The organism is Pseudoalteromonas sp. RB2-MNA-CIBAN-0110 (genome assembly GCF_040309305.1).
Classification (GTDB): domain Bacteria; phylum Pseudomonadota; class Gammaproteobacteria; order Enterobacterales; family Alteromonadaceae; genus Pseudoalteromonas; species Pseudoalteromonas arctica.
The window spans coordinates 58,531-79,491 of record NZ_JBEOOQ010000020.1; the positions used below are offsets into that span (position 1 = coordinate 58,531).

Sequence of the window (20,961 nt, forward strand, 5' to 3'; positions counted from 1 at the left end):
TTGCATAAGCGGCAGTAATTTAGAGCACATAAGCCCTAATTTTTGCTAAGATAAAAGACCGCTATTTAGCGGTCTTTTTTGTTTTAAAACGGAAGTACCGAGCTATGCATTGTCCATTTTGTACCGCAAAAGATACTAAAGTTATTGACTCACGCCTTGTTGGCGGAGGCCATCAAGTTCGCAGGCGTCGTGAGTGTAACGACTGCCACGAGCGCTTTACTACATTTGAAGGCGCTGAACTGGTTATGCCTCGTGTTATTAAACAAGACGGCAGCCGCGAACCATTTAACGAAGATAAATTATTAAATGGCTTAAATCGCGCACTCGAAAAACGCCCAGTGAGCACAGAGCAAGTAGACGAAGTAGTGAATATAATAAAATCGCAACTACGCGCAACGGGTGAGCGAGAAATTTCAAGCCATTTGGTGGGTGAATGCATTATGGAAGCCCTCAAAAAGCTCGACAAAGTAGCGTACGTAAGATTTGCCTCTGTTTATCGCTCGTTTGAAGATATACGCGAATTTGGCGAAGAAATTGCCCGATTAGGGGAGTAATACCAATTTTATTAAAAACATGATCATTCTATCGCATTAAATAGCGCACTCACTGCGTTAAAAATTATTCATATAGAACAACTATATGTCATAATTTTCGCCTTGTTATTGCGCTATTTTCTTAGCGCTATAATAGACCACTTATTTAACGCAATTGGTATAATAAATGCTTAACCAAGTTCCTTTTACCGAACATGACGAAATGTATATGGCACATGCCATAGAGCTTGCCAAAAAAGGCCGGTTTACTACCACGCCTAACCCTAATGTTGGCTGTGTATTAGTTAAAAATAATCAAATAATTGGTGAGGGTTTTCATCAATTAGCAGGTCAAGGCCATGCTGAAGTAAATGCACTGGCAATAGCTGGTAGTAGTGCACAAGGTGCAACGGCTTATGTAACGCTTGAACCGTGTAGTCATTATGGGCGTACGCCACCGTGTGCTGAAGGCTTAAAAAAGGCGGGCGTTGTAAAAGTGATTGCCGCTATGGTTGATACAAACCCACAAGTTGCAGGCAAAGGCCTTAAAATACTGAGCGATGCCGGTATTGAAGTTGCTTATGGATTACTTGAATCACAAGCTCGCGCACTTAACGTTGGCTTTTTTAAGCGAATGGAACAAGGCTTACCTTATGTGACCTGTAAAATGGCAGCAAGCATAGATGGTAAAACAGCGCTTAAAAATGGGCAAAGTAAGTGGATCACAAGTCCCGCTGCTCGCCAAGACGTACAATTATACCGAGCGCAAAGCTGCGCTATTTTAACCGGTGCCGATACCGTGTTAGTAGACGATGCTAAACTTAATGTGCGACTAAGCGAGTTGCCTTGCACGCTACCTACCGATTTACCGCTTCGCCAGCCCGTGCGTGTTATAATTGATTCACAGAATCGTTTAACGCCCAACCTTGCTTTATTTAAAATCCAAAGTGATGTAATAATATTTACGACTAAGGTTGATAAATCACTGCAATGGCCACATTTTGTAAAGCATATTGAAGTAAGTGAAAGTAACGGCAAAGTTGATTTACAGGCTGTTTTAGAAAAACTTGGGCAACTGCAGTTTAATAATGTTTGGCTTGAGAGCGGAGCAACACTTGCTGGTAAAATGACAGAGCTTGATTTAGTTGACGAGTTTGTTTTTTATTTGGCGCCTAAATTAATGGGCCATGATGCAAAAAGTTTAGTTAATTTTCCTGAATTGACGAGTATGCAAAACACCGTTGATTTAACATTTAATGAATGTGCGCGCATTGGTGACGATTTACGTATCACCGCGTTAAAAACTCATTAAAATCACTTAATAAAAAGAGTAGCGCTATGTTTACTGGGATAATAGAAGCCACAGGCAAAATTGCTTTATTACAAAAAAAACAAGGCGACTTAGCCATTCGTATCCAAAGTGCTGACCTTGATATGGAAGACGTAAAGCTAGGCGACAGCATTGCAACCAATGGCGTTTGCTTAACCGTAGTTGATAAACATATTGACGGTTTTAGTGCTGATTTATCTAACGAGACGATTGGTTTAACCGGTTTTGCTCACTATGCTTTAGGGCAAACGGTGAATCTTGAAAAAGCCATGCAACCTGTTTCGCGTTTAGGCGGTCATTTAGTATCTGGCCATGTTGATGGCATAGCAACTATTACAAGCATTACAGCAAACGCTCGAGCAACAGAATATTGGCTTACAACCGAAGAAAATTTAATGAAATACATCCCGTACAAAGGTTCGGTATGTATTGATGGTATAAGCCTGACAGTAAACGCTGTAGAAGGTAATAAATTCAAATTAACAATTGTCCCACATACGAGTGAGCAAACCACAATTGCTCACTTTAAAGTAGGCACTCAAGTTAATTTAGAAGTCGATCAAATTGCACGTTATTTAGAGCGCCTTATAAAAGGTGCAGAGCAACCAACAGGCTCTGATATTTCGATGAGCTTACTCGCTAAAGCGGGTTTTATTAAATAACGAAACTGATAACTTATACGAGCAAATTTATGAATTTACACAGCGCACAAGAAATCATCGACGATATTAAAGCCGGTAAAATGGTTATTTTAATGGATGATGAAGATAGAGAGAATGAAGGCGATTTAATTATTGCCGCAGAGCATATTAGTGCACAAGCTATTAATTTTATGGCGACTCATGGCCGTGGTTTAATTTGTTTAACTATGACGCAAGAGCGTTGTGAGCAACTTGATTTACCTTTAATGGTTAAAAATAATGGTGCTGCATTTTCGACTAACTTTACAATGTCGATAGAAGCATCAAAGGGTGTTACTACAGGTATTTCAGCAGCAGATAGAGCGCGTACAGTGCAAGCGGCTATAGCTAAAGGCGCAGTACCAAGTGATATCGTGCAGCCTGGTCATATTTTTCCAATTATGGCACAACCTGGCGGCGTATTAACTCGCGCAGGACATACTGAAGCTGGCTGTGATTTAGCGCGTTTAGCTGGGCTTGAAGCATCATCTGTTATTGTTGAAATACTTAATGCCGATGGCACCATGGCGCGTCGCCCTGATTTAGAAGTTTTTGCGAAAGAGCATGATATTAAAATTGGTACTATTGCTGATTTAATCGAATACCGTAACTTAAATGAAACAACAATTGAGCAAGTTGCAAAATGTAAGTTACCAACTATTCACGGTGAATTTGATTTAGTTACTTACAAAGACACAATTGACGGCCAATTACATTACGTATTGCTTAAAGGCGATATAAAAGAGCAAGAACCGACAAATGTACGTGTACATTTGCAAAGTACCTTTAACGATATCCTACTTTCAGATAGAAGTGCTGACCGTAGTTGGGGCCTTTCAGAAGCAATGGCTTATATCGCTAAAAATGAAGGTGCTTTAGTTATTTTAGGTAAGCAAGAAAGCACTGAAGAATTAGAGGCAGCTGTAAAAGCATTCGCAGCAGCTGATGCTGGCGAAAGCGTTACGCCTCGTAAATTCAAAGGTACATCTCGTACTGTTGGCGTAGGCTCGCAAATACTTGCAGATCTTGGAATTAAACAAATGCGATTAATGAGTCGCCCTAAAAAGTACCATGCACTTTCGGGCTTTCATTTAGAAGTTGTTGATTATGTTGAGCCACAATAAGCATCACGCTTAAACTAGGCTATTATTTTATTTTTATGGTATGATGCGCAGCAATTTTTGCGCAATCGCAACCGCTTGAACTTATTTTTAGGGTTATCAAATGAAAATTATTGAAGGTAGTAAGTACGCTCCTGGCAAAAAGTTTGCCATTGTCATTTCTCGTTTTAATGACTTTATCGGTAGCAGCCTCCTTGCAGGTGCTGTTGATGAGCTAAAACGCACTGGTGGCGTATCTGATGACGACATTACCGTTATTTATGTACCAGGCGCGGTAGAATTACCTTTAGCGGCTAAACGCGTTGCGGCAAAAAAAGAGTATGATGCAATCATCGCATTAGGCGTAGTGATCAGAGGTGGTACACCACACTTTGACCTAGTTGCTGGCGAATCAAACAAAGGTCTTGCGCAAGTATCACTTGAGTATGATATCCCGGTTGCATTTGGCGTATTAACCACAGAAAGCATTGAACAAGCAATTGAGCGTGCTGGCACCAAAATGGGCAATAAAGGCGGCGAAGCTGCTTTAGGCGCGCTTGAAATGGTTAATGTGTTAGATAAAATTTAAGTTTAAGGAATTTTTGTGAAACCAGCAGCAAGACGTAAAGCACGTATCTTAGCACTCCAAGCCGTTTATTCTTGGCAAATAAGTGGCAATTTAATTGCCGATATCGAACAACAAATGTTGATCGAAACAGACGTTACTAAAATTGATGTTGAATACTTTAAAGATTTAGCGACGGGTGTTGCTGTAAATTATAAGCAACTAGACGAAGCTGTATCACCACATTTAACACGTCCGTTTAATGACTTAGATATGGTTGAGCGCGCAATTTTACGTTTAAGCAGCTATGAGCTTAAGTTCCGTGAAGATGTACCTTATAAAGTTGCTATCAACGAAGGTATTGAGCTGGCCAAAATATTTGGCGCTGAAGACAGCCATAAATTTGTAAACGGTGTACTTGATAAAGCTGTTAAGCATTTACGCAAGTAAGTAAACCGTTAAAGAGGGGAGCCGGCATAGGCCGGCTTTTTTGTGTATGAAGGAATTTGAATTAATTAACCGCTACTTTAAAGGTCGCGGGATCACCCGTCGTGATGTAAACCTAGGTATAGGGGATGATTGCGCTTTAGTAACCGTTCCACAAAACTGCCAACTTGCCGTTACAACAGATACTCTTGTTGCTGGCGTACACTTTTTTGATGATATTTCCCCTCGTGCATTAGGTCACAGAGCGCTTGCTGTTAATTTAAGTGATTTAGCGGCAATGGGCGCTGAGCCAACATGGGTTTCAGTTGCGTTAACCTTGCCAAGTATTGACCCACAGTGGATTGAAGAGTTTACTGAAGGCATGCATGAAATTGCAGAATACTTTAATGTGCAAATTATAGGTGGCGATACTACGCAAGGTCCATTAACTATCACTATTTGTGCAAAAGGGACTGTACCAGAAGGTACTGCACTTCGTCGTAGTGGTGCGAAAGTGGGTGATTGGATTTATGTTACAGGTCCGCTAGGTGACGCTGGACTTGCAATTGAGTCTCGCAAACAAGGTATAAGTATTGAGCCAGAGCATTTAAAGTACTTAAATAAGCGCTTTGACTTTCCAACACCGCGTGTTGCTGCAGGACAGGTATTGCGAGGCCTTGCATCATCGGCTATTGATGTATCGGATGGTTTAATTGCTGATTTAAGCCATATACTTGATATGTCGCAAGTAAATGCAGTTGTGAATATTGAAAGTATTCCGACTTCAGATGCAATGCAAGCAAGCCTTGATTTTAATCAGCAGCTTCCATTTATTCTCAGTTACGGTGATGATTACGAATTAATTTTTACTGTACCTGATAGCAATAAAAGTATGCTAAATATAAAACTGCGTCAATATGGTGTAGATGCAACATGCATAGGCCAAATTAAAAGTGGCGATGGTCAAATTGAACTTTTACACAACGGTGAAAAGTTTGATTTTAAGCAGCAAGGTTTTGAGCATTTTGCAAAGGAGCTGGTTTGAACAAAAACCGAAAGTTTAATTTAAAGCGCCCACATCAGTTTTTTGGTTTGGGTTTTGGTACTGGGTTAGCCCCTAAAGCACCTGGTACATTTGGCACTTTTGCTGCACTGCCATTCATTTTTATGACTATGTATTATCCGCTATGGTTGCAAATTGTGTTTGCCGTAGTGATCAGTATATTTGGTATATGGGCCTGCGGTAAAACGGCTGATGATTTAGGCGTGCACGACCATCCTGCTATTGTATGGGATGAAGTGGCAGGTTATTACATTACAATGATTGGTGCAGCACTTAGCTGGCAAACATTACTCGTTGGTTTTTTGTTATTTCGCTTTTTTGATATAGCAAAACCTGGCCCAATCCGTATGCTAGACAAACGAGTACATGGTGGTTTAGGTATTATGGCCGATGATATACTTGCGGGCGTTTTTTCGCTTATATGCTTACAGGCGCTAATAAAAGTGGGTTTACTACCCTTTTAATTTTTTATATTTGATTTGTTTAACTAGGTGGCAGCAATATGATGCGATTTTTACTGGTTTGTGTACTGATGTTGTGCGCGACACCAAGTTGGGCTTCAATTAGTGATTACGTAGTTAAGCAATGGAATATAAAAGATGGTCTACCTTCGCAATCACTTAAAAGCGTAGTACAAGACCAGCAAGGCTATATGTGGCTTGGTACTCAGTTTGGCTTAAGCCGTTTTGATGGCACAACATTTACAAACTACAACACGCAAAATAGCCCGTTCTTGCCTAGTAATGGTATTAATAAACTTTTAGTCGATTCTAGTGGCTTATTATGGGTAGGTACTAAAAGTGGCTTGGTAGTTATTAATCCTGCCACATTTGCAGCACAAGAGTTTAATATTAAAGGTCCAGTAAGAGATATTCTTGAGGACTCTAAAGGCAGCATATGGATTGCGGCTAATGGTTTATATTATGTAGATAGAGGGCAAGTTGATTTACGCACTCAAGTAAATGGTCCCCTACCTATTGTTAATGCTACCGTAATTACCCAAATTGTTGGCTCTGTTAGCCAAATGGCACTCTCTCCTGAAGGTATTTGGCTGGTTAATGATCGTCATTTATTACGCCTTACTAAAAACTCATCAGATTTCTCTAAACTACGTTTAGAGCTTACCGCTAAAATATCGTTACCAGAGCGCTTAGCGCAAACCATAGTGCACGATTTATCATTCTTAAACGGTAATTTGTATATAGCCTCTGAGCTAGGTGCATACTTTTTAGATTTAGATGACGAACTAAGACCTTTTCCTTTACCTAATGCAAATAACTCAGCCGTTTATAAGTTTATGAGTGATACCGATGGTGGCTTATGGGTTTCGACTTATGGACGTTTATTATTTAGAGATAAAACCGGTGAGTGGCAATGGGTAGAACCAAGCCAACTTGATCAAAGCATATGGTTTGCTGATATTTTTAGAGATGATAAAAATAACGTTTGGTTAGCAAGTTTTAGTGAAGGCTTATGGCTTGCCCATGAAGGGCGAGTAGAAAGGCATTCAGCTGTTTCAGATATGACCGAGTCTGTTATGGCTATCAGCCAAGCTCCTGATGGAAAACTGTGGGTTGCTAACAAAAGCGGCATTGGTTATTTCGATTTAGATAAAAGTTTTATTAATTTAGTTCCAAGTAGTAAATATGGATACGCGTCAGTACACGATCTACAATTCGATGGTGAGCGATTATATATAGCCACGGGGCGCGGCTTATTTGTTTTTGAAAACAAGACACTCTATACCGTCCCTGGTCGAGCGCTCCGCGATAACCCGGTATTTGCAATAAGTCGCTCTAGTAAAGGCGGTTTTTGGATTGGTACCGGACGCGGTTTATATCGATTAAATTATGCTGGTTTAACGCCTTTTGCATATAACGCTTTTTTAGGTAGTAAGTTTATTACCTACGTATTGGATAAAACAAACTTTGGTGTGATTGGTACTAGTAAAGGCGCATATTACTTTACAGACCGTGGCATTGAAAAAATTGGTGACCAAACAACACTTGAAAGTGCATACGTAACTAGTGTGCTACATATAGATGGCGTGGGTATTTTAATCGGCTCTCTTAACGATGGGCTTTTTTACAGAAGTACGCAAGGGCAGTGGCGTCAACTCGATGCAGCTAATGGCTTACCGTATGGGTCTATATTTAGCCTAGAATATGATGAAAAGTTAAAGCATGTTTGGGTAAGCACCATGAAAGGTGTTTACAGAATGCCTGTAGAGCAATTTAAAACAGAGATAAAAAGCTTAAAAGTTGAAGAAGTGATTTCATCTTTTGACCGTCAACTCGATGGTAAAGCGAATCAATGTTGTAGTGGACTTGGGCATGATGCGGTAGCAGACACCGGTAATTCTATTTGGTACCCAAGCTTACAAGGTGTTGTTGAAATACCTAAAAATGTAGAGCTATTTGGTGTGCTTGCATTAAAGCCAACAATAGAAACAATAACAACACCACTTCGTCATTTAACCACCGCTGCGCTTGGTAAAAAACCATCATTAGAAACAGACGAGCGTGATATAACGCTAACTTACACAGCTATTGATTATTATGCACCAAACAGTATTGAATTTAGATATAAACTAAGTGGCTTAGATAGTGACTGGCGCTATGCTAATACGCGACGTGAAGCTATTTATACTAACTTGCCTCCAGGCTCGTTTTTGTTTCAGTTAGAAGCGAAGCGCCAAGGTGAAGACTGGACTAAAGCGCAAGAAGTAGAATACGGCTTTGTAGTGCCTGAGCGCTTTGACGAAACTATTTACTTTAGGCTTTTAATTACCAGTGGCTTTATTTTGCTTTTTTATCTCATTTTTTGGGTGTTTAGAGCGCAAGAGCGTAGAAAACAAGAAGCATTAGAGGGCTTGATCACCGAGCGTACCTTAGAGCTTCGTCAAGCTAATGATAAATTAGGCCAAGTGAATTCACAGCTTAAATTAGTTAGTCACTCAGATGAGCTAACAGGGCTGCGTAGTCGTCGCTTTTTGTTTGATCAACTCCCTAAAGATATTGAACATTTTCAACGTAATTCACAATCACTGCAGGCACAAGGCAAGTCACTGGTGCTGGTAATTATTAACTTTGATAACTTCAGCCGTATCAATGATGCCTATGGCCCAATTGCAGGTGATAGCTGCTTACAGCAAATGGCTGCATTATTAAATTCGCGTACGCAGGGTTCTGACTATGTGGCACGTTGGAGTGGTGATGAGTTTTTACTATTATTACGTGATTTTAAATGCAATAAAATAGACAGCTATGCTTCAGATCTTTGTAAAGTAATAGCGGCTAATTCATTCCAATTACCAAATGGAAAAACAACTAATATCACGGCATCAATTGGTTGGTCATTTTATCCATTACCACTTTTGGGTGGGCAGGTAATTAGCTGGGAGACATCTATTAACCTAGCAGATATTTCACTACACCAAGTTAAAAAGCGCGGTGGTGATGGTGTTGCAAATATTACGTTTGATGATCAGCTTGATGCATTTGAGTTTGAACAAAATTCTAACGTTGATCAACAATTAGGTATTTTACAAAGCAATGGCCTAGCTGATATTAAAGTGTGGATGCGCTGATCAGCAATATTTGATATTAAAAAAGGAGCCTAGGCTCCTTTTTTAATATGCTCAACTTTAGATGTATAGGAAGTTAATTAATAAACGCTTTAATAGCGGTTAATATTCCTTGCTCGCCTAACCCCATTTCATCGTGCATTTCATCTTGGGTGCCGTGTTTAATAAACTCATCAGGAATACCTAAGTTAAGGATATTAATATCAGCTTTTTGCGTTGCTAAGAATTCGTTAACTGCAGAGCCGGCACCGCCAGCAATCGCATTATCTTCAAGCGTAACAATTACATCGTGGCTAGTTGCAAGCTCATTTAAAAGTGCGGTATCAAGTGGTTTAATAAAACGCATATTAACAAGCGTTGCATCTAATTCATCTGCAGCAAGCTGTGCATTTTCAAGTAATGTACCGAACGATAAAATGGCAATTTTACTGCCTTTCTTAATTGTATCTGCCTTACCTATTTCAAGCAGTTGCATAGTGCTTTCAATGTCTGCAGTACCTGCACTACCGCGAGGGTAACGAACAGCAACTGGGCAATTTGCTTTATAGCCGGTGTACAGCATTTGACGGCACTCGTTGGTATCGCTTGGTGCCATAATTACCATATTTGGAATGCAGCGCATAAAGCTTAAATCGTACGCACCTTGGTGAGTTTCACCATCGGCTCCCACAATACCAGCGCGGTCAATGGCAAATAATACAGGTAAGTTTTGCAGTGCAACATCATGTATTAATTGGTCATACGCACGTTGTAAAAAGCTTGAGTAAATAGCAACAACAGGTTTTAAACCTTCACAGGCAAAGCCAGCAGCTAAAGTAACCGCATGCTGCTCAGCAATGGCCACATCAAAGTATTGATCTGGAAACTCTTTAGAAAAACGTACCATGCCTGAACCTTCGCGCATTGCAGGCGTGATAGCCATTAACTTGCTGTCTTGTTCGGCCATATCACATAACCAATCGCCGAATACTTTTGAAAAAGTAGCAGCACTAGGTTTAGATTTAGGTAGGCTAGTTGTGCTCGGATCGAATTTTGGTACACCATGATAGCCAATAGGATCGGCTTCAGCCGGTTTATAGCCCTTACCTTTTTGCGTTTTTATATGTAAAAGCTGTGGGCCTTTTAAATTACGCATATTACGTAATGTATCTACAAGCATGTTTACATCGTGACCATCAATGGGACCAATGTAATTTAGGCCTAATTCTTCAAAGAAGGTACCCGGGATCATCATGCCTTTAATGTGCTCTTCCATTTTACTGGCAAGTTGCTTTACCGGAGGCACTCCTGAGAGTAACTTTTTACTACCTTCACGAATGTTAGTATAAAAGCTACCTGATAAAATTCGAGCAAAGTGATTTGTTAATGCGCCAACATTTTCAGAAATCGACATTTCGTTATCATTTAAAATAATAAGCATGTCTGATTTTACATCACCTAAATGATTCATCGCTTCAAATGCCATGCCTGCGGTTATAGCTCCGTCACCAATAATGGCTACAGACTTTCGACCTTTACCTTCTTTTTGTGCAGCAATAGACATACCTAAGGCAGCTGAAATAGAGGTGCTTGAATGGCCTACGCTAAACGTATCGTATTGGCTTTCATCGCGAAAAGGAAAAGGGTGTAAACCGTCTTTTTGGCGAATGGTGTGCATTTGCTCGCGACGACCAGTAAGAATTTTATGCGGATAAGCTTGATGACCCACATCCCAAACTAGGCGATCGTCTGGAGTGTTATAAACATAATGCAGCGCAACGGTTAGTTCAACCGTCCCTAAACCAGACGCTAGATGACCGCTACTTTGCGATACTGAGTTGAGTAAATAATCGCGCAGCTCATTGCTAAATGCAGGGAGTTTGTCTTGCGCTAAGTCACGCAATTGGGCTGGCTCGTCAACCAAATTAAGTAATGGATACTTGCTACTATCAAGTGTCATGGTTTTATATATATCCTTCGCTAACATTAATTAATTCAAAGCTTTTACGAATAATTAATGTTGAGTAATAATGTCAGTGCTAATTGCAATACGTATGAGCAAAAATTAGTGGTCACGCTCAATTAGGTAATTTGCTAGCGACGCAAGAAGTGTTGTGTCAGCATCTATATTTGCTAACGCTTCATGGGCTTGTTGTATTAAATTTTGCGCCTTTTCTTTAGCGCCTAGCATACCTAATAACGCCGGATATGTCGCTTTATTCGCGGCAATATCGGAGCCTTGTGGCTTTCCTAAAATAACTGTATCGCCTTCAACATCTAAAATGTCGTCGTGTACTTGAAATGCTAGCCCTATAGCATACCCAAAAACACTTAAATTTTCTAAGGTTTGTTGATCAGCCTTTTCACTGCACAGTGCACCAAGTGTAATTGCGCAATTAATTAGAGCCCCGGTTTTTAGCTTATGTATTCGCTCAAGCTCTTGTACGGTAATTACTTTATCTGTTGCTGCTATGTCAAGACCTTGTCCGCCAACCATACCCTGAAGGCCTGATGCGTGGGCAAGTGTAGCAATCATTTTTACTTGTGTTTGCGATGAGCATTCAAATTTGTGATTCGCAATAAGCTCAAAAGCAAGAGTTTGAAGAGCATCACCGGCTAAAATTGCATTTGCCTCGCCAAACTCTATATGACAAGTAGGGCGTCCGCGGCGTAAGTCGTCATCATCCATTGCTGGTAAGTCATCATGGACTAACGAATAGCTATGAATACACTCAATTGCAGCAGCAAGTACGTTTAAGTCTTGATGGTTTGCGCCGAGCATTTTACCTGTGGCATAAACTAAAAATGGACGTAATCTTTTACCGCCATTAAATAATCCATACTGGGTGGCGTTCTTTACCGTTTCCTCAGTATCTAGAGGCTGGTTAAAATGCTGTTGTAAGGTCGCTACTACATCTTTTTGAGCACGTTCAATATGATTTTTTATGCTCACAGCTATTCCATATCATTATCAAAATTTGTAAGTACTGACTTTTCGCCATTCCCCATCAAAATTGATACTTTTTGTTCTGCTTGCTGTAATTTCCCTGATGAAGCACTTGCTAATGCAATTCCACGCTCAAATTGCTTTAACGATTGCTCAAGCGATAAGTCACCTTGTTCCATGTCACTAACGATTGTAGATAATTCTTCTAGTGCTTGTTCGAAACTTAAGTTTTCAGGTTTTTTAGTCGCCATCTTTATTTCAGCTTACATAATAAATTTAGGGGTCAATTTTAGGGGGAATGCTAAACTAGGTCAAAGGATGATATTGGTTTTTTACCTTTATAACGTTAAATTATATTTCAAGTGCATTAATAAAGCCTTAATAGCGGTCTGTTGGTTTAATAAATCAATTGATAATTAGGTAGCCCTTATAACTTGATCTAAGATAGTGCTAAAGGCTGCTTTTTATGTTTATTTATAAAAATGGCTTAAGCAATTCAATATGTTGCCGATAAGCAGTTAATAATAAAAGTTTATGATAAGGCCATTAAGCATGAAACTTCTGGAGGAAATGTGGATTTAGCAACCATAATCGGGATCCTAGGCGCAATTGGCTTAATTGTCATGTCTATGTTTATGAGTAGTAGCGGTGAAATGGCTATGTTTTACAATACCCCGTCTGTGGTTATTGTATTTGGTGGTTCACTCTTTATTGTTTTATCAAACTTCACTATGTCGCAATTTTTGGGAATAGGTAAAGTTGTTGCCAAAGCGTTTATGTTTAAAATCGAAACGCCAGAAATACTTATCGAAAAAGCAGTAGAACTTGCGGATTCAGCTCGTAAAGGCGGTTTTTTAGCACTCGAAGAAGCTGAAATTCCAAACCCCTTTATGCGCAAAGGCGTCGATATGCTCGTTGATGGCCATGATGCAGATGTAGTTCGCGCTACACTTCAAAAAGATATTTCTCTAACTACGACTCGCCATGAATTGGGCGCGGGTTTATTTAAGTCGTTAGCTGATATAGGGCCTGCAATGGGCATGATTGGTACTCTAATTGGTTTGGTTGCAATGCTGTCTAACATGGATGACCCGAAGGCAATTGGTCCTGCAATGGCAGTAGCACTATTAACAACTTTATATGGCGCGTTTTTAGCCAATGTTGTGGCAATTCCTATTCAGGTAAAACTTGAACTGCGTAAAGACGAGGAAGCGATGAATCAGCGTTTAATTTTGGATGCTATTTTAGGTATACAAGATGGTCAAAATCCAAAAGTAATCGAAGGTATTTTGAAAAATTACTTAGCTGAATCTAAACGCAAAGTAGATACCGAGGAGTAACTATGTCTGATCAAGAGTGCAAATGCCCACCACCAGGTTTACCTGCATGGATGGGAACGTTTGCCGATTTAATGTCACTGTTAATGTGCTTTTTTGTACTCTTGCTCGCGTTTTCAGAAATGGATGTACTTAAGTTTAAACAAATTGCGGGCTCTATGAAGTTTGCTTTTGGTGTGCAGAATAAAATTGAAGTAAAAGACATCCCCAAAGGTACCTCTGTTATTGCCATGGAGTTTACCCCAGGCAAACCAGAGCCAACCCCAATAGAAACCATTCAGCAGCAAACAGTCGAAATGACTCAACAAATGTTAGAGTTTCAGGCTGGCGATGAAAGCTCAGCAGGCGGCAGGCAAGAACAGCGCGGGGATAAACGCGGTGGCGAATCTCGTAGTACCTCACAAGAAGAATCTTCTGAGCAAGCAACTTCAGCAGCCGATCAGGAGCAAACTAACGAGCTTGTTAAAAAGATAGCGCAGCAGCTTGAAAAGCAAATAATCGATGGCGCAATTGAGCTTGAGTCTTTAGGGCAGCAAATAATTATTCGCATTAGAGAGAATGGTTCATTTCCTTCAGGTAGTGCATTTTTACAACCTAAGTTTAAACCTATAATTCAAGATATCGGTGTGCTGTTAAAAGATGTACCCGGTGAAATAACAGTATCTGGCCATACAGATGATTTTCAGGTATCAAATGAGTTATATATTAATAATTGGGACCTATCATCAAAGCGTGCTGTAGCCGTTGCAAGTGAGCTACAAAAAGTTCAAGGCTTTGATAAAACTCGAATGATGGTGGTTGGTCGAGCTGAAACACGACCACTTGTACCGAATGACACCGATGAAGATCGCCGCAGGAATCGCCGAGTAGAAATATCTATATTACAAGGTAAAGCAAAAGAGTCAGCTCCTATAGATGTAAGATAACTTTTATTGGCAAACACACTTATTTATCATAAAGTATGCTTTCTTTAACAAATGTAACGGAATAGTTTATGAAAAAGGTCGATAAGTTTAGTTATATGCCAGGAAATGGCGGTGGTAATGACGATGATGAAAAAAAACTTGATTAACTCTAATGCCTGAATGGTTTTTAAAGACTATATTGATATTAGATACTAGTTGGGTGTTTATTTTAAGCCCTGCTATTTTCATCTTTTATTTTAGAAAAGATTATTTGGCCCTGCGTTTCGCTTTAATTACAGCCGCTTTTTTTTTATATGGAACCATTATTCATCCTTACTTGAAAGAGTTTGATAATGGGATTTATGTTTATCGATACCTTGTTTGGGCCTTTAATGATATTGCTTGGATGGCACTCATCGCATATCTGGGTTTAAAAGATAAGGTTTATTTATGGCAATGCGTATTAGGTCAATTGGTTGTTATTATGGCACCAATTTTACAGCTATTTAGATTAGTCGACCGCCATTTATGGGATCTTTCTTATAGTACATACATTTATAAAACCTTATTGCCATTTATTAATATAGGCACCGTTGTTGTTTGTTATCTTCCGCTTATTTATATTTTAACAAAAGACAAAAAAAGCCCAGCTAGCCAATAGTTACAAAAAGTTCCCTCCTTTAAAATAGCTGTGCTAGACTACTGTTTATATAAACAGTGGTGAGCAGGCTATGAAACTCTACATTGCAGAAAAACCTTCACTTGGACGCGCTATTGCTGATGCGTTACCAAAACCACATAAAAAATATGATGGTTATATAGAAGTCGCTAATGGCGATTGTGTATCGTGGTGTATTGGACATTTGCTAGAACAAGCAGAACCCGATGATTACGATGAGCGCTTTAAAAAGTGGCAGTTTGAACACTTACCTATCATACCTGAACAGTGGAAGTTAAAAGCCAAAACCAAAACTCGCAAACAGCTCACTGTTTTAAAAAAATTAATTAAACAAGCCTCGCAACTTATTCACGCTGGCGATCCAGACCGTGAAGGCCAGCTACTAGTCGATCAAGTAATTGAAGAAGCTAATATAAGTCAGGCTAAAAAGCAGAGTACGCAACGTTTACTCATTAGTGATTTAAACTTATCGGCGGTAAAAAAATCACTGGGTACTATGCGTTCTAATCGAGATTTTATTCCGTTAAGTGTATCTGCTTTAGCGCGCTCTCGTGCTGATTGGCTATTTGGTATGAATTTAACACGTGCATACACACTAGCTGGGCAAAAAGCAGGGTTTGGTAATGTGCTTTCGGTAGGGCGAGTACAAACCCCTATTTTAGGTCTTGTTGTTAATAGAGATAACGAAATAGCACACTTTGTATCTAAGCCTTTTTACGATGTACTGGCGCATTTACTTACTCCAGATAACCAGCCATTCATAGCTAAGTGGGTTCCTAGTAAAGCATGTGAGCCACATCAAGATGAAGAAGGGCGAATACTTAACAAAGCACTCGCACAAAATGTTGCTTCACGCATTACAAAGCAAAGTGCTGAGCTTACTTCACTTGACCAAAAACAAAAAAAACAAAGTGCTCCATTACCGTATAACCTATCTGCACTGCAAATAGATGCGGCTAAAGCATTTGGTATGCCAGCTCAAAAGGTGTTGGATATTTGCCAAATACTTTACGAACGTCATAAACTAATTACTTACCCACGCTCTGATAATCGTTATTTACCTAAAGATCACCATCAAGATGCATCTGCTATTTTTAAAGCTATAAGTGCTAATGGTGGGCAAAGCAGTGAATTAGTAAACGGGGCTGATGTAAAAAAGCGTAGTAAATGTTTTAACGATTCAAAAGTGGCTGCCCATCATGCCATTGTGCCTACGGCTAAGCAGTTAAAGTCAGCGAGTTTGAGCGGTGACGAAGCGAAGGTATATCAATTAATAAGCCGCCATTACCTAATTCAGTTTTATCCCGACTATATATATAACGAAACTAAAGCAGAGATAACAATCGCTGGCGGATTATTTAAAGCAAATGCAAAACAAGATGTAAGCTTAGGCTTTAAGGTATTAATGGGTAAGTCTGAATTAAAAGATGAAGCTACGTTACCTCCTTTAACAAAAGGTATGTCTCTTTTTTGTGAGCAAGGCGAAGTAGTCGAAAAGCATACATCACCCCCTGCTTATTTTACCGATGCTACATTATTGGCTGCGATGACCGGCATTAGTCGTTATGTTAAAGATCCACAAATTAAAAAAGTATTAAAAGACACTGATGGTTTAGGTACGGAGGCAACACGTGCGGGAATAATCGAGTTACTATTTAAGCGGCGTTTTTTAAAACGTGAAGGTAAGTCAATTAGAGCGACCGAAACGGGACTTGCCCTTATTAGCGTATTACCACAAGGTTTAGCGAGTCCTGATTTAACCGCAAAGTGGGAATCGAGCTTAGGTGATATCGCGCAGCAAGTAATGAGTTATCAGCAATTTTTACAGCCTTTACTTGCTGACCTAAATGGGTTTGTACAATTAGCAGCAAACTGCGATAGCAATGCATTTGCAAGGTTACCAAAAAGTTCACCTAAAAAACGCTTTGCTAAACGAGGTGGAAAAGCGACCTTTAAAAAGTCGAGTTATAAAAAAAGCTCTGTTGCTAGTTAGCTACAGAGCCATTTTATTAAACGATATTACTTAACCTGAACTCTGCTTGAGATATATTTATTATCCAGAATTCAGGTTACTTATTAAATAAAGCAACAGCAGCGTTACTCATTGCTTTTATTCCGGTAGGGATAGCAACTTTATAATCTGGTGCAAATTTACTAGAGTGTAGGGAAGGGAGTACTTCACCTGTTTTTATCGAATCTGCATATTGTGCTTGGTTTACGCCACCTAGCCAAAATAAGGTAATAGGGATGTTTTCATCGGTGCGTCCGTATAGGCCAAAGTCTTCACCCGCCATTACAGCTTGTGTTTCAAGCACATTGGTATCACCAATTGCGCTGGCAATAGAGTTTCTAACAATGTCTGTTTGTGCAGGGTTATTATAAGTAGATGGAATAGATTCATCTTCATGTACATATACTACAGGGTAGTTTGATTCATTTAGGCCAGCACTTTGTGCAATACCTGCCGTGATTCGTTTTATTGCTGCTATTTGAGCACTTCTAACATTTGGGTTATAGCTTCTGAGAGTGAGTTGTAGTTTTACTTCATCCGAAATCACATTATGTTTTGAGCCACCATGAATAGACCCAACCGTAATAACCGAAGGCTCTAGCGGTGAAAGTTCTCGGCTTGTGATTGTTTGCAGAGCAAGTACTGTGCGTGCAGCTATAATCACAGGGTCTATAGTTGTATGCGGATAAGCACCATGACCACCTTTACCTTTTATTGTAATATCGACAGAATCTACACTTGCCATAGTGTATTCATTTTTCATTGATACCTTACCAGCGGGGACGCTAGCACTTACATGCAAAGCAATTATATGATCAGGTTTTTCATATTTACTAAATAGTCCTTCGCCTAACATGGCTTTAGCACCCCCACCAACTTCTTCGGCAGGCTGTGCAACCATCATCAAAGTGCCTTTCCATTGATCTTTGTGTACTATTAATTGCTCAGCAGTACCAATAAAAGAGCTCATGTGAATATCGTGGCCACAACCGTGCATTACACCTACTTTAGCACCATGCTCGTCTATTACTTTAACTTTTGAGGCATAGGACTTTCCTGTCTGCTCTATAATAGGTAAGCCATCGGTGTCAGTACGGATCATCACGGTTGGACCGTTTCCGTTTTTGTAAATGCCGACAACACCAAAGCCACCTACATTACTTGTTACTTTAAAACCCAGCTGAGTTAATTTATCCGCTATTTTATTACCCGTTTTTTGTTCGTGATAAGAAAGCTCTGGCGATTGGTGTAAATCGAGGTAAAACTTTTCTATAGCTGGCATGGTTTTGCTTAAATTCAAATCGAGTCCATTTGCTTGTACTAATGGGCTTGCTAATAAAAGTATTGCACTTAGATAAGTTAATTTCATGTTTTCCCTCATTGTTGAATATGTATACCGGATGATTTAGGTATATGACTTGTAATTATTATGTTCACCACCATATAAAAACCTAAATAGATGAATATGGCAATCAATTCAATGAGCAACATAGTTAGTATTAATGCGCAAAACCTTCAACAAGTACTCGGTGAAACATCACAGCAAAAATTGGTGTTGCTTAACTTTTTCTCTCCTCAAAGTCCTGACTGCATCGGACAGGCTGCAATTTTAGATAAAGTAGCGGCTGAATATGCAAGCTATATAGTAGTAGCAAACCTAGATTGCGATGCAGAGCAAGCACTCGCTTCTCAACTTGCGCAACAAGTTGGCCTTCAAACACTGCCTACGCTTGTATTATTAAAAGACTCTGCACCAGTAGATTTACTTGCAGGTGTTCAAAGTGAGGCACAAATACGCGAAGCCCTAGCAAAGCATTTACCTGCGCAACAAGACTTACTGTTAGAGCAAGCAAAACAAGCGTTATTAAAGTCAGATTTAAATGCTGCATTTAATTATGCAAAGCAAGCTTATGAAATAGACAGTGGTAATGCACGCATCAAATTAGTGCTTGCAGACATATGTATTCAAATTCACAAGGTAGATGAAGCCCAAGCGCTTATAAATACAATAGATGCACAAGAGCAAGATGCTTACTTTAATAATATAAAAGCAAAATGCGAAGCTGCGCTTGAAGCAAAAGACTCACCAGAGATTAAAGAAAAGCAACAACAAGTAGAAAAGTACCCAAATGACCTAGAATTAAAAGAAGAGCTCAGTATTTTACTCAATGAAGCAGGCAGAAAAGAAGAAGCATTGGATATACTATTTACAGTGCTGCAAAAAGATCTGAATTTCAATGAAGCGAAACCAAGCTTTTTAGCCATTATTGCCTCTTTACCCGATGGTGATGCGCTCGCAGCAAAGTATCGTCGCAAGTTATATAGTATTTTATACTAGGGTCTGTTGCTCTTTGCGGATTAAAATTTGTTCAAACTAGGGGGTGTTTAATCGCGGCGCGAGATTTGTAACCTAGTGGGCTCGGTAACTGCTCCTGCGTTACCCTACTGGCTTACATCCATGTAAGAATAAGTAAAAACCGAGTAACAAAGAGTAAATAGCCCCTAGGAAGAACCCTTTGGGCAGCGCCTGTTTGGCATTAATGCTACGTTATCGCCTATTTATGGGGAGTAACCACACTACATAGGCTCTGCCTTGCCTGAATACCAAACAGGCTGCTGCAAATTTAACCTTGAAAGATAAACAGACCCTAGATTCTAATAACTATTACTTTTGAGAAGCACCTATATAAGGTGCTTTTTGTATTTTTAGGGTTTTAATTAAAAGCTTTAGTATGGTTTAGCTATGTAAAAACAAGAGTTATCAACAGGTTTTTGTGGGTAACTTGTGCTTATCATGTGTGCTTGCTTGGGGCTTAATTTTAATTACTATTTTATGCAAATAACGCTTGCGTAAAATCCGCCGCTCCCTATAATGCGACCCCACTGAGACGGGAAACGCCAACGCATAGCGAGGCACGAACAACTCAGGGTGTTAAATAAAACTTCGGTTTTAAATCTTCTAAAAAGAAAGTTTAAAACTAAGTGTTGACTCGAAAAATAAAGGGTGTATTATTCGCATCCCTTGAGACGCTAAAGCGACTCAAAACGTTCTTTAACAATATAAAGCAATCATCTGTGTGGGCACTCGTACAGATTGAGTTCTAACAGCCAACCTACTTAGGTAGCGAGGCAAACAAATTAGAGTCTCAATTGAAAACTGAGTGACCAACAGAATAGTTATTTCGGTAATTATTCTGCACAGTCAATTCAATATCGAAAGATATTAAAATAAATTCAGAATTCATTGAGCTGTCGAAAGACATAAAACTTTTTAATTGAAGAGTTTGATCATGGCTCAGATTGAACGCTGGCGGCAGGCCTAACACATGCAAGTCGAGCGGTAACAGAGAGTAGCTTGCTACTTTGCTGACGAGCGGCGGACGGGTGAGTAATGCTTGGGAACATGCCTTGAGGTGGGGGACAACAGTTGGAAACGACTGCTAATACCGCATAATGTCTACGGACCAAAGGGGGCTTCGGCTCTCGCCTTTAGATTGGCCCAAGTGGGATTAGCTAGTTGGTGAGGTAATGGCTCACCAAGGCGACGATCCCTAGCTGGTTTGAGAGGATGATCAGCCACACTGGGACTGAGACACGGCCCAGACTCCTACGGGAGGCAGCAGTGGGGAATATTGCACAATGGGCGCAAGCCTGATGCAGCCATGCCGCGTGTGTGAAGAAGGCCTTCGGGTTGTAAAGCACTTTCAGTCAGGAGGAAAGCGTGGTGGTTAATACCCATCATGTGTGACGTTACTGACAGAAGAAGCACCGGCTAACTCCGTGCCAGCAGCCGCGGTAATACGGAGGGTGCGAGCGTTAA

At 39.9% G+C, this 20,961-nt stretch carries 18 protein-coding genes and 1 rRNA gene; 15 read left to right on the forward strand and 4 right to left on the reverse strand.

The genetic code is table 11. The features are described 5' to 3' along the window. Positions 1-104: 104 nt before the first annotated feature. The 9 genes from nrdR to AAEY68_RS11450 all read left to right on the forward strand — a co-directional run bounded on the left by nrdR (position 105) and on the right by AAEY68_RS11450 (position 9,286). Positions 105-554, forward strand: coding sequence for a transcriptional regulator NrdR (gene nrdR / locus AAEY68_RS11410; protein ID WP_002961761.1), 450 nt, complete (start codon positions 105-107; stop codon positions 552-554). A 166-nt stretch (positions 555-720) separates the two neighbouring features. Then, positions 721-1,845, forward strand: a complete 1,125-nt coding sequence (ribD, locus tag AAEY68_RS11415; RefSeq protein WP_350585949.1) for a bifunctional diaminohydroxyphosphoribosylaminopyrimidine deaminase/5-amino-6-(5-phosphoribosylamino)uracil reductase RibD — start codon at positions 721-723, stop codon at positions 1,843-1,845. A 26-nt stretch (positions 1,846-1,871) separates the two neighbouring features. Further along, positions 1,872-2,525, forward strand: coding sequence for a riboflavin synthase (locus AAEY68_RS11420; RefSeq protein WP_007587137.1), 654 nt, complete (start codon positions 1,872-1,874; stop codon positions 2,523-2,525). Between the two features lie 29 nt (positions 2,526-2,554). After that, the gene (gene ribBA, locus AAEY68_RS11425) at positions 2,555-3,667 is read left to right on the forward strand and encodes a bifunctional 3,4-dihydroxy-2-butanone-4-phosphate synthase/GTP cyclohydrolase II (protein WP_350585950.1); all 1,113 of its coding nucleotides are present in this window, start codon (positions 2,555-2,557) and stop codon (positions 3,665-3,667) included. Between the two features lie 100 nt (positions 3,668-3,767). Then, positions 3,768-4,232, forward strand: a complete 465-nt coding sequence (gene ribH / locus AAEY68_RS11430) for a 6,7-dimethyl-8-ribityllumazine synthase (RefSeq protein ID WP_007587130.1) — start codon at positions 3,768-3,770, stop codon at positions 4,230-4,232. 15 nt (positions 4,233-4,247) lie between these two features. Further along, positions 4,248-4,658 (forward strand): transcription antitermination factor NusB, encoded by a 411-nt coding sequence (gene nusB, locus AAEY68_RS11435; protein WP_007587129.1) that lies wholly within the window; start codon positions 4,248-4,250, stop codon positions 4,656-4,658. 46 nt (positions 4,659-4,704) lie between these two features. Then, positions 4,705-5,679 (forward strand): thiamine-phosphate kinase, encoded by a 975-nt coding sequence (gene thiL / locus AAEY68_RS11440; protein WP_350585951.1) that lies wholly within the window; start codon positions 4,705-4,707, stop codon positions 5,677-5,679. After that, positions 5,676-6,161: a phosphatidylglycerophosphatase A family protein gene (locus AAEY68_RS11445; RefSeq protein WP_007587120.1), complete on the forward strand. Its 486-nt coding sequence runs from the start codon at positions 5,676-5,678 to the stop codon at positions 6,159-6,161. The genes thiL and AAEY68_RS11445 overlap by 4 nt, the downstream gene beginning before the upstream one ends. Positions 6,162-6,199: 38 nt before the next feature. Then, entirely contained in the window at positions 6,200-9,286 is a 3,087-nt protein-coding gene (locus tag AAEY68_RS11450; RefSeq protein WP_007587118.1) for a ligand-binding sensor domain-containing diguanylate cyclase, read from the forward strand. A gap of 73 nt (positions 9,287-9,359) precedes the next feature. Here the strand turns inward: AAEY68_RS11450 and dxs are convergent, their stop codons facing one another. The 3 genes from dxs to AAEY68_RS11465 form a co-directional block, all read right to left on the reverse strand. Beyond that, positions 9,360-11,222 carry a 1-deoxy-D-xylulose-5-phosphate synthase gene (gene dxs / locus AAEY68_RS11455; RefSeq protein WP_197236855.1) on the reverse strand — a complete coding sequence of 621 codons (1,863 nt, stop codon included), beginning with the start codon at positions 11,220-11,222 and terminating at the stop codon, positions 9,360-9,362. Positions 11,223-11,327: 105 nt separating this feature from the next. Beyond that, positions 11,328-12,215 carry a (2E,6E)-farnesyl diphosphate synthase gene (gene ispA / locus AAEY68_RS11460; protein ID WP_007587115.1) on the reverse strand — a complete coding sequence of 296 codons (888 nt, stop codon included), beginning with the start codon at positions 12,213-12,215 and terminating at the stop codon, positions 11,328-11,330. A 2-nt stretch (positions 12,216-12,217) separates the two neighbouring features. Continuing rightward, positions 12,218-12,460: an exodeoxyribonuclease VII small subunit gene (locus AAEY68_RS11465; RefSeq protein ID WP_002961738.1), complete on the reverse strand. Its 243-nt coding sequence runs from the start codon at positions 12,458-12,460 to the stop codon at positions 12,218-12,220. Between the two features lie 321 nt (positions 12,461-12,781). Between AAEY68_RS11465 and pomA the strand changes: the two genes are divergently transcribed. From pomA to AAEY68_RS11485, 4 genes are all read left to right on the forward strand, one after another. Then, a complete protein-coding gene (gene pomA / locus AAEY68_RS11470) occupies positions 12,782-13,549 on the forward strand; it encodes a flagellar motor protein PomA (RefSeq protein WP_007587114.1) in 768 nt (255 codons plus the stop codon). Between the two features lie 2 nt (positions 13,550-13,551). Beyond that, complete coding sequence (locus tag AAEY68_RS11475; protein WP_007587113.1) at positions 13,552-14,472, forward strand: flagellar motor protein MotB; 921 nt, start codon at positions 13,552-13,554, stop codon at positions 14,470-14,472. A gap of 151 nt (positions 14,473-14,623) precedes the next feature. Beyond that, positions 14,624-15,112 (forward strand): hypothetical protein, encoded by a 489-nt coding sequence (locus AAEY68_RS11480; RefSeq protein WP_024593682.1) that lies wholly within the window; start codon positions 14,624-14,626, stop codon positions 15,110-15,112. A gap of 70 nt (positions 15,113-15,182) precedes the next feature. After that, a complete protein-coding gene (locus tag AAEY68_RS11485; protein ID WP_350585952.1) occupies positions 15,183-17,123 on the forward strand; it encodes a DNA topoisomerase III in 1,941 nt (646 codons plus the stop codon). Positions 17,124-17,199: 76 nt separating this feature from the next. Here the strand turns inward: AAEY68_RS11485 and AAEY68_RS11490 are convergent, their stop codons facing one another. Next, positions 17,200-18,510, reverse strand: coding sequence for a M20 metallopeptidase family protein (locus tag AAEY68_RS11490; protein ID WP_024589768.1), 1,311 nt, complete (start codon positions 18,508-18,510; stop codon positions 17,200-17,202). 111 nt (positions 18,511-18,621) lie between these two features. Here AAEY68_RS11490 and AAEY68_RS11495 point away from each other — a divergent pair, with 111 nt between their 5' ends. Further along, positions 18,622-19,479 carry a tetratricopeptide repeat protein gene (locus AAEY68_RS11495; protein ID WP_024589769.1) on the forward strand — a complete coding sequence of 286 codons (858 nt, stop codon included), beginning with the start codon at positions 18,622-18,624 and terminating at the stop codon, positions 19,477-19,479. Positions 19,480-20,413: 934 nt separating this feature from the next. Beyond that, a 16S ribosomal RNA gene (locus tag AAEY68_RS11500) occupies positions 20,414-20,961 on the forward strand; the annotation flags it as partial.

Bases quoted from the DNA above. Each gene is read 5' to 3' on its own strand.
- nrdR (WP_002961761.1), top strand. From the start codon at position 105: ATGCATTGTCCATTTTGTACCGCAAAAGATACTAAAGTTATTGACTCA.
- ribD (WP_350585949.1), top strand. From the start codon at position 721: ATGCTTAACCAAGTTCCTTTTACCGAACATGACGAAATGTATATGGCA.
- AAEY68_RS11420 (WP_007587137.1), top strand. From the start codon at position 1,872: ATGTTTACTGGGATAATAGAAGCCACAGGCAAAATTGCTTTATTACAA.
- ribBA (WP_350585950.1), top strand. From the start codon at position 2,555: ATGAATTTACACAGCGCACAAGAAATCATCGACGATATTAAAGCCGGT.
- ribH (WP_007587130.1), top strand. From the start codon at position 3,768: ATGAAAATTATTGAAGGTAGTAAGTACGCTCCTGGCAAAAAGTTTGCC.
- thiL (WP_350585951.1), top strand. From the start codon at position 4,705: ATGAAGGAATTTGAATTAATTAACCGCTACTTTAAAGGTCGCGGGATC.
- AAEY68_RS11450 (WP_007587118.1), top strand. From the start codon at position 6,200: ATGATGCGATTTTTACTGGTTTGTGTACTGATGTTGTGCGCGACACCA.
- dxs (WP_197236855.1), bottom strand. From the start codon at position 11,222: ATGACACTTGATAGTAGCAAGTATCCATTACTTAATTTGGTTGACGAG.
- AAEY68_RS11465 (WP_002961738.1), bottom strand. From the start codon at position 12,460: ATGGCGACTAAAAAACCTGAAAACTTAAGTTTCGAACAAGCACTAGAA.
- AAEY68_RS11475 (WP_007587113.1), top strand. From the start codon at position 13,552: ATGTCTGATCAAGAGTGCAAATGCCCACCACCAGGTTTACCTGCATGG.
- AAEY68_RS11480 (WP_024593682.1), top strand. From the start codon at position 14,624: ATGCCTGAATGGTTTTTAAAGACTATATTGATATTAGATACTAGTTGG.
- AAEY68_RS11485 (WP_350585952.1), top strand. From the start codon at position 15,183: ATGAAACTCTACATTGCAGAAAAACCTTCACTTGGACGCGCTATTGCT.
- AAEY68_RS11490 (WP_024589768.1), bottom strand. From the start codon at position 18,510: ATGAAATTAACTTATCTAAGTGCAATACTTTTATTAGCAAGCCCATTA.
- AAEY68_RS11495 (WP_024589769.1), top strand. From the start codon at position 18,622: ATGAGCAACATAGTTAGTATTAATGCGCAAAACCTTCAACAAGTACTC.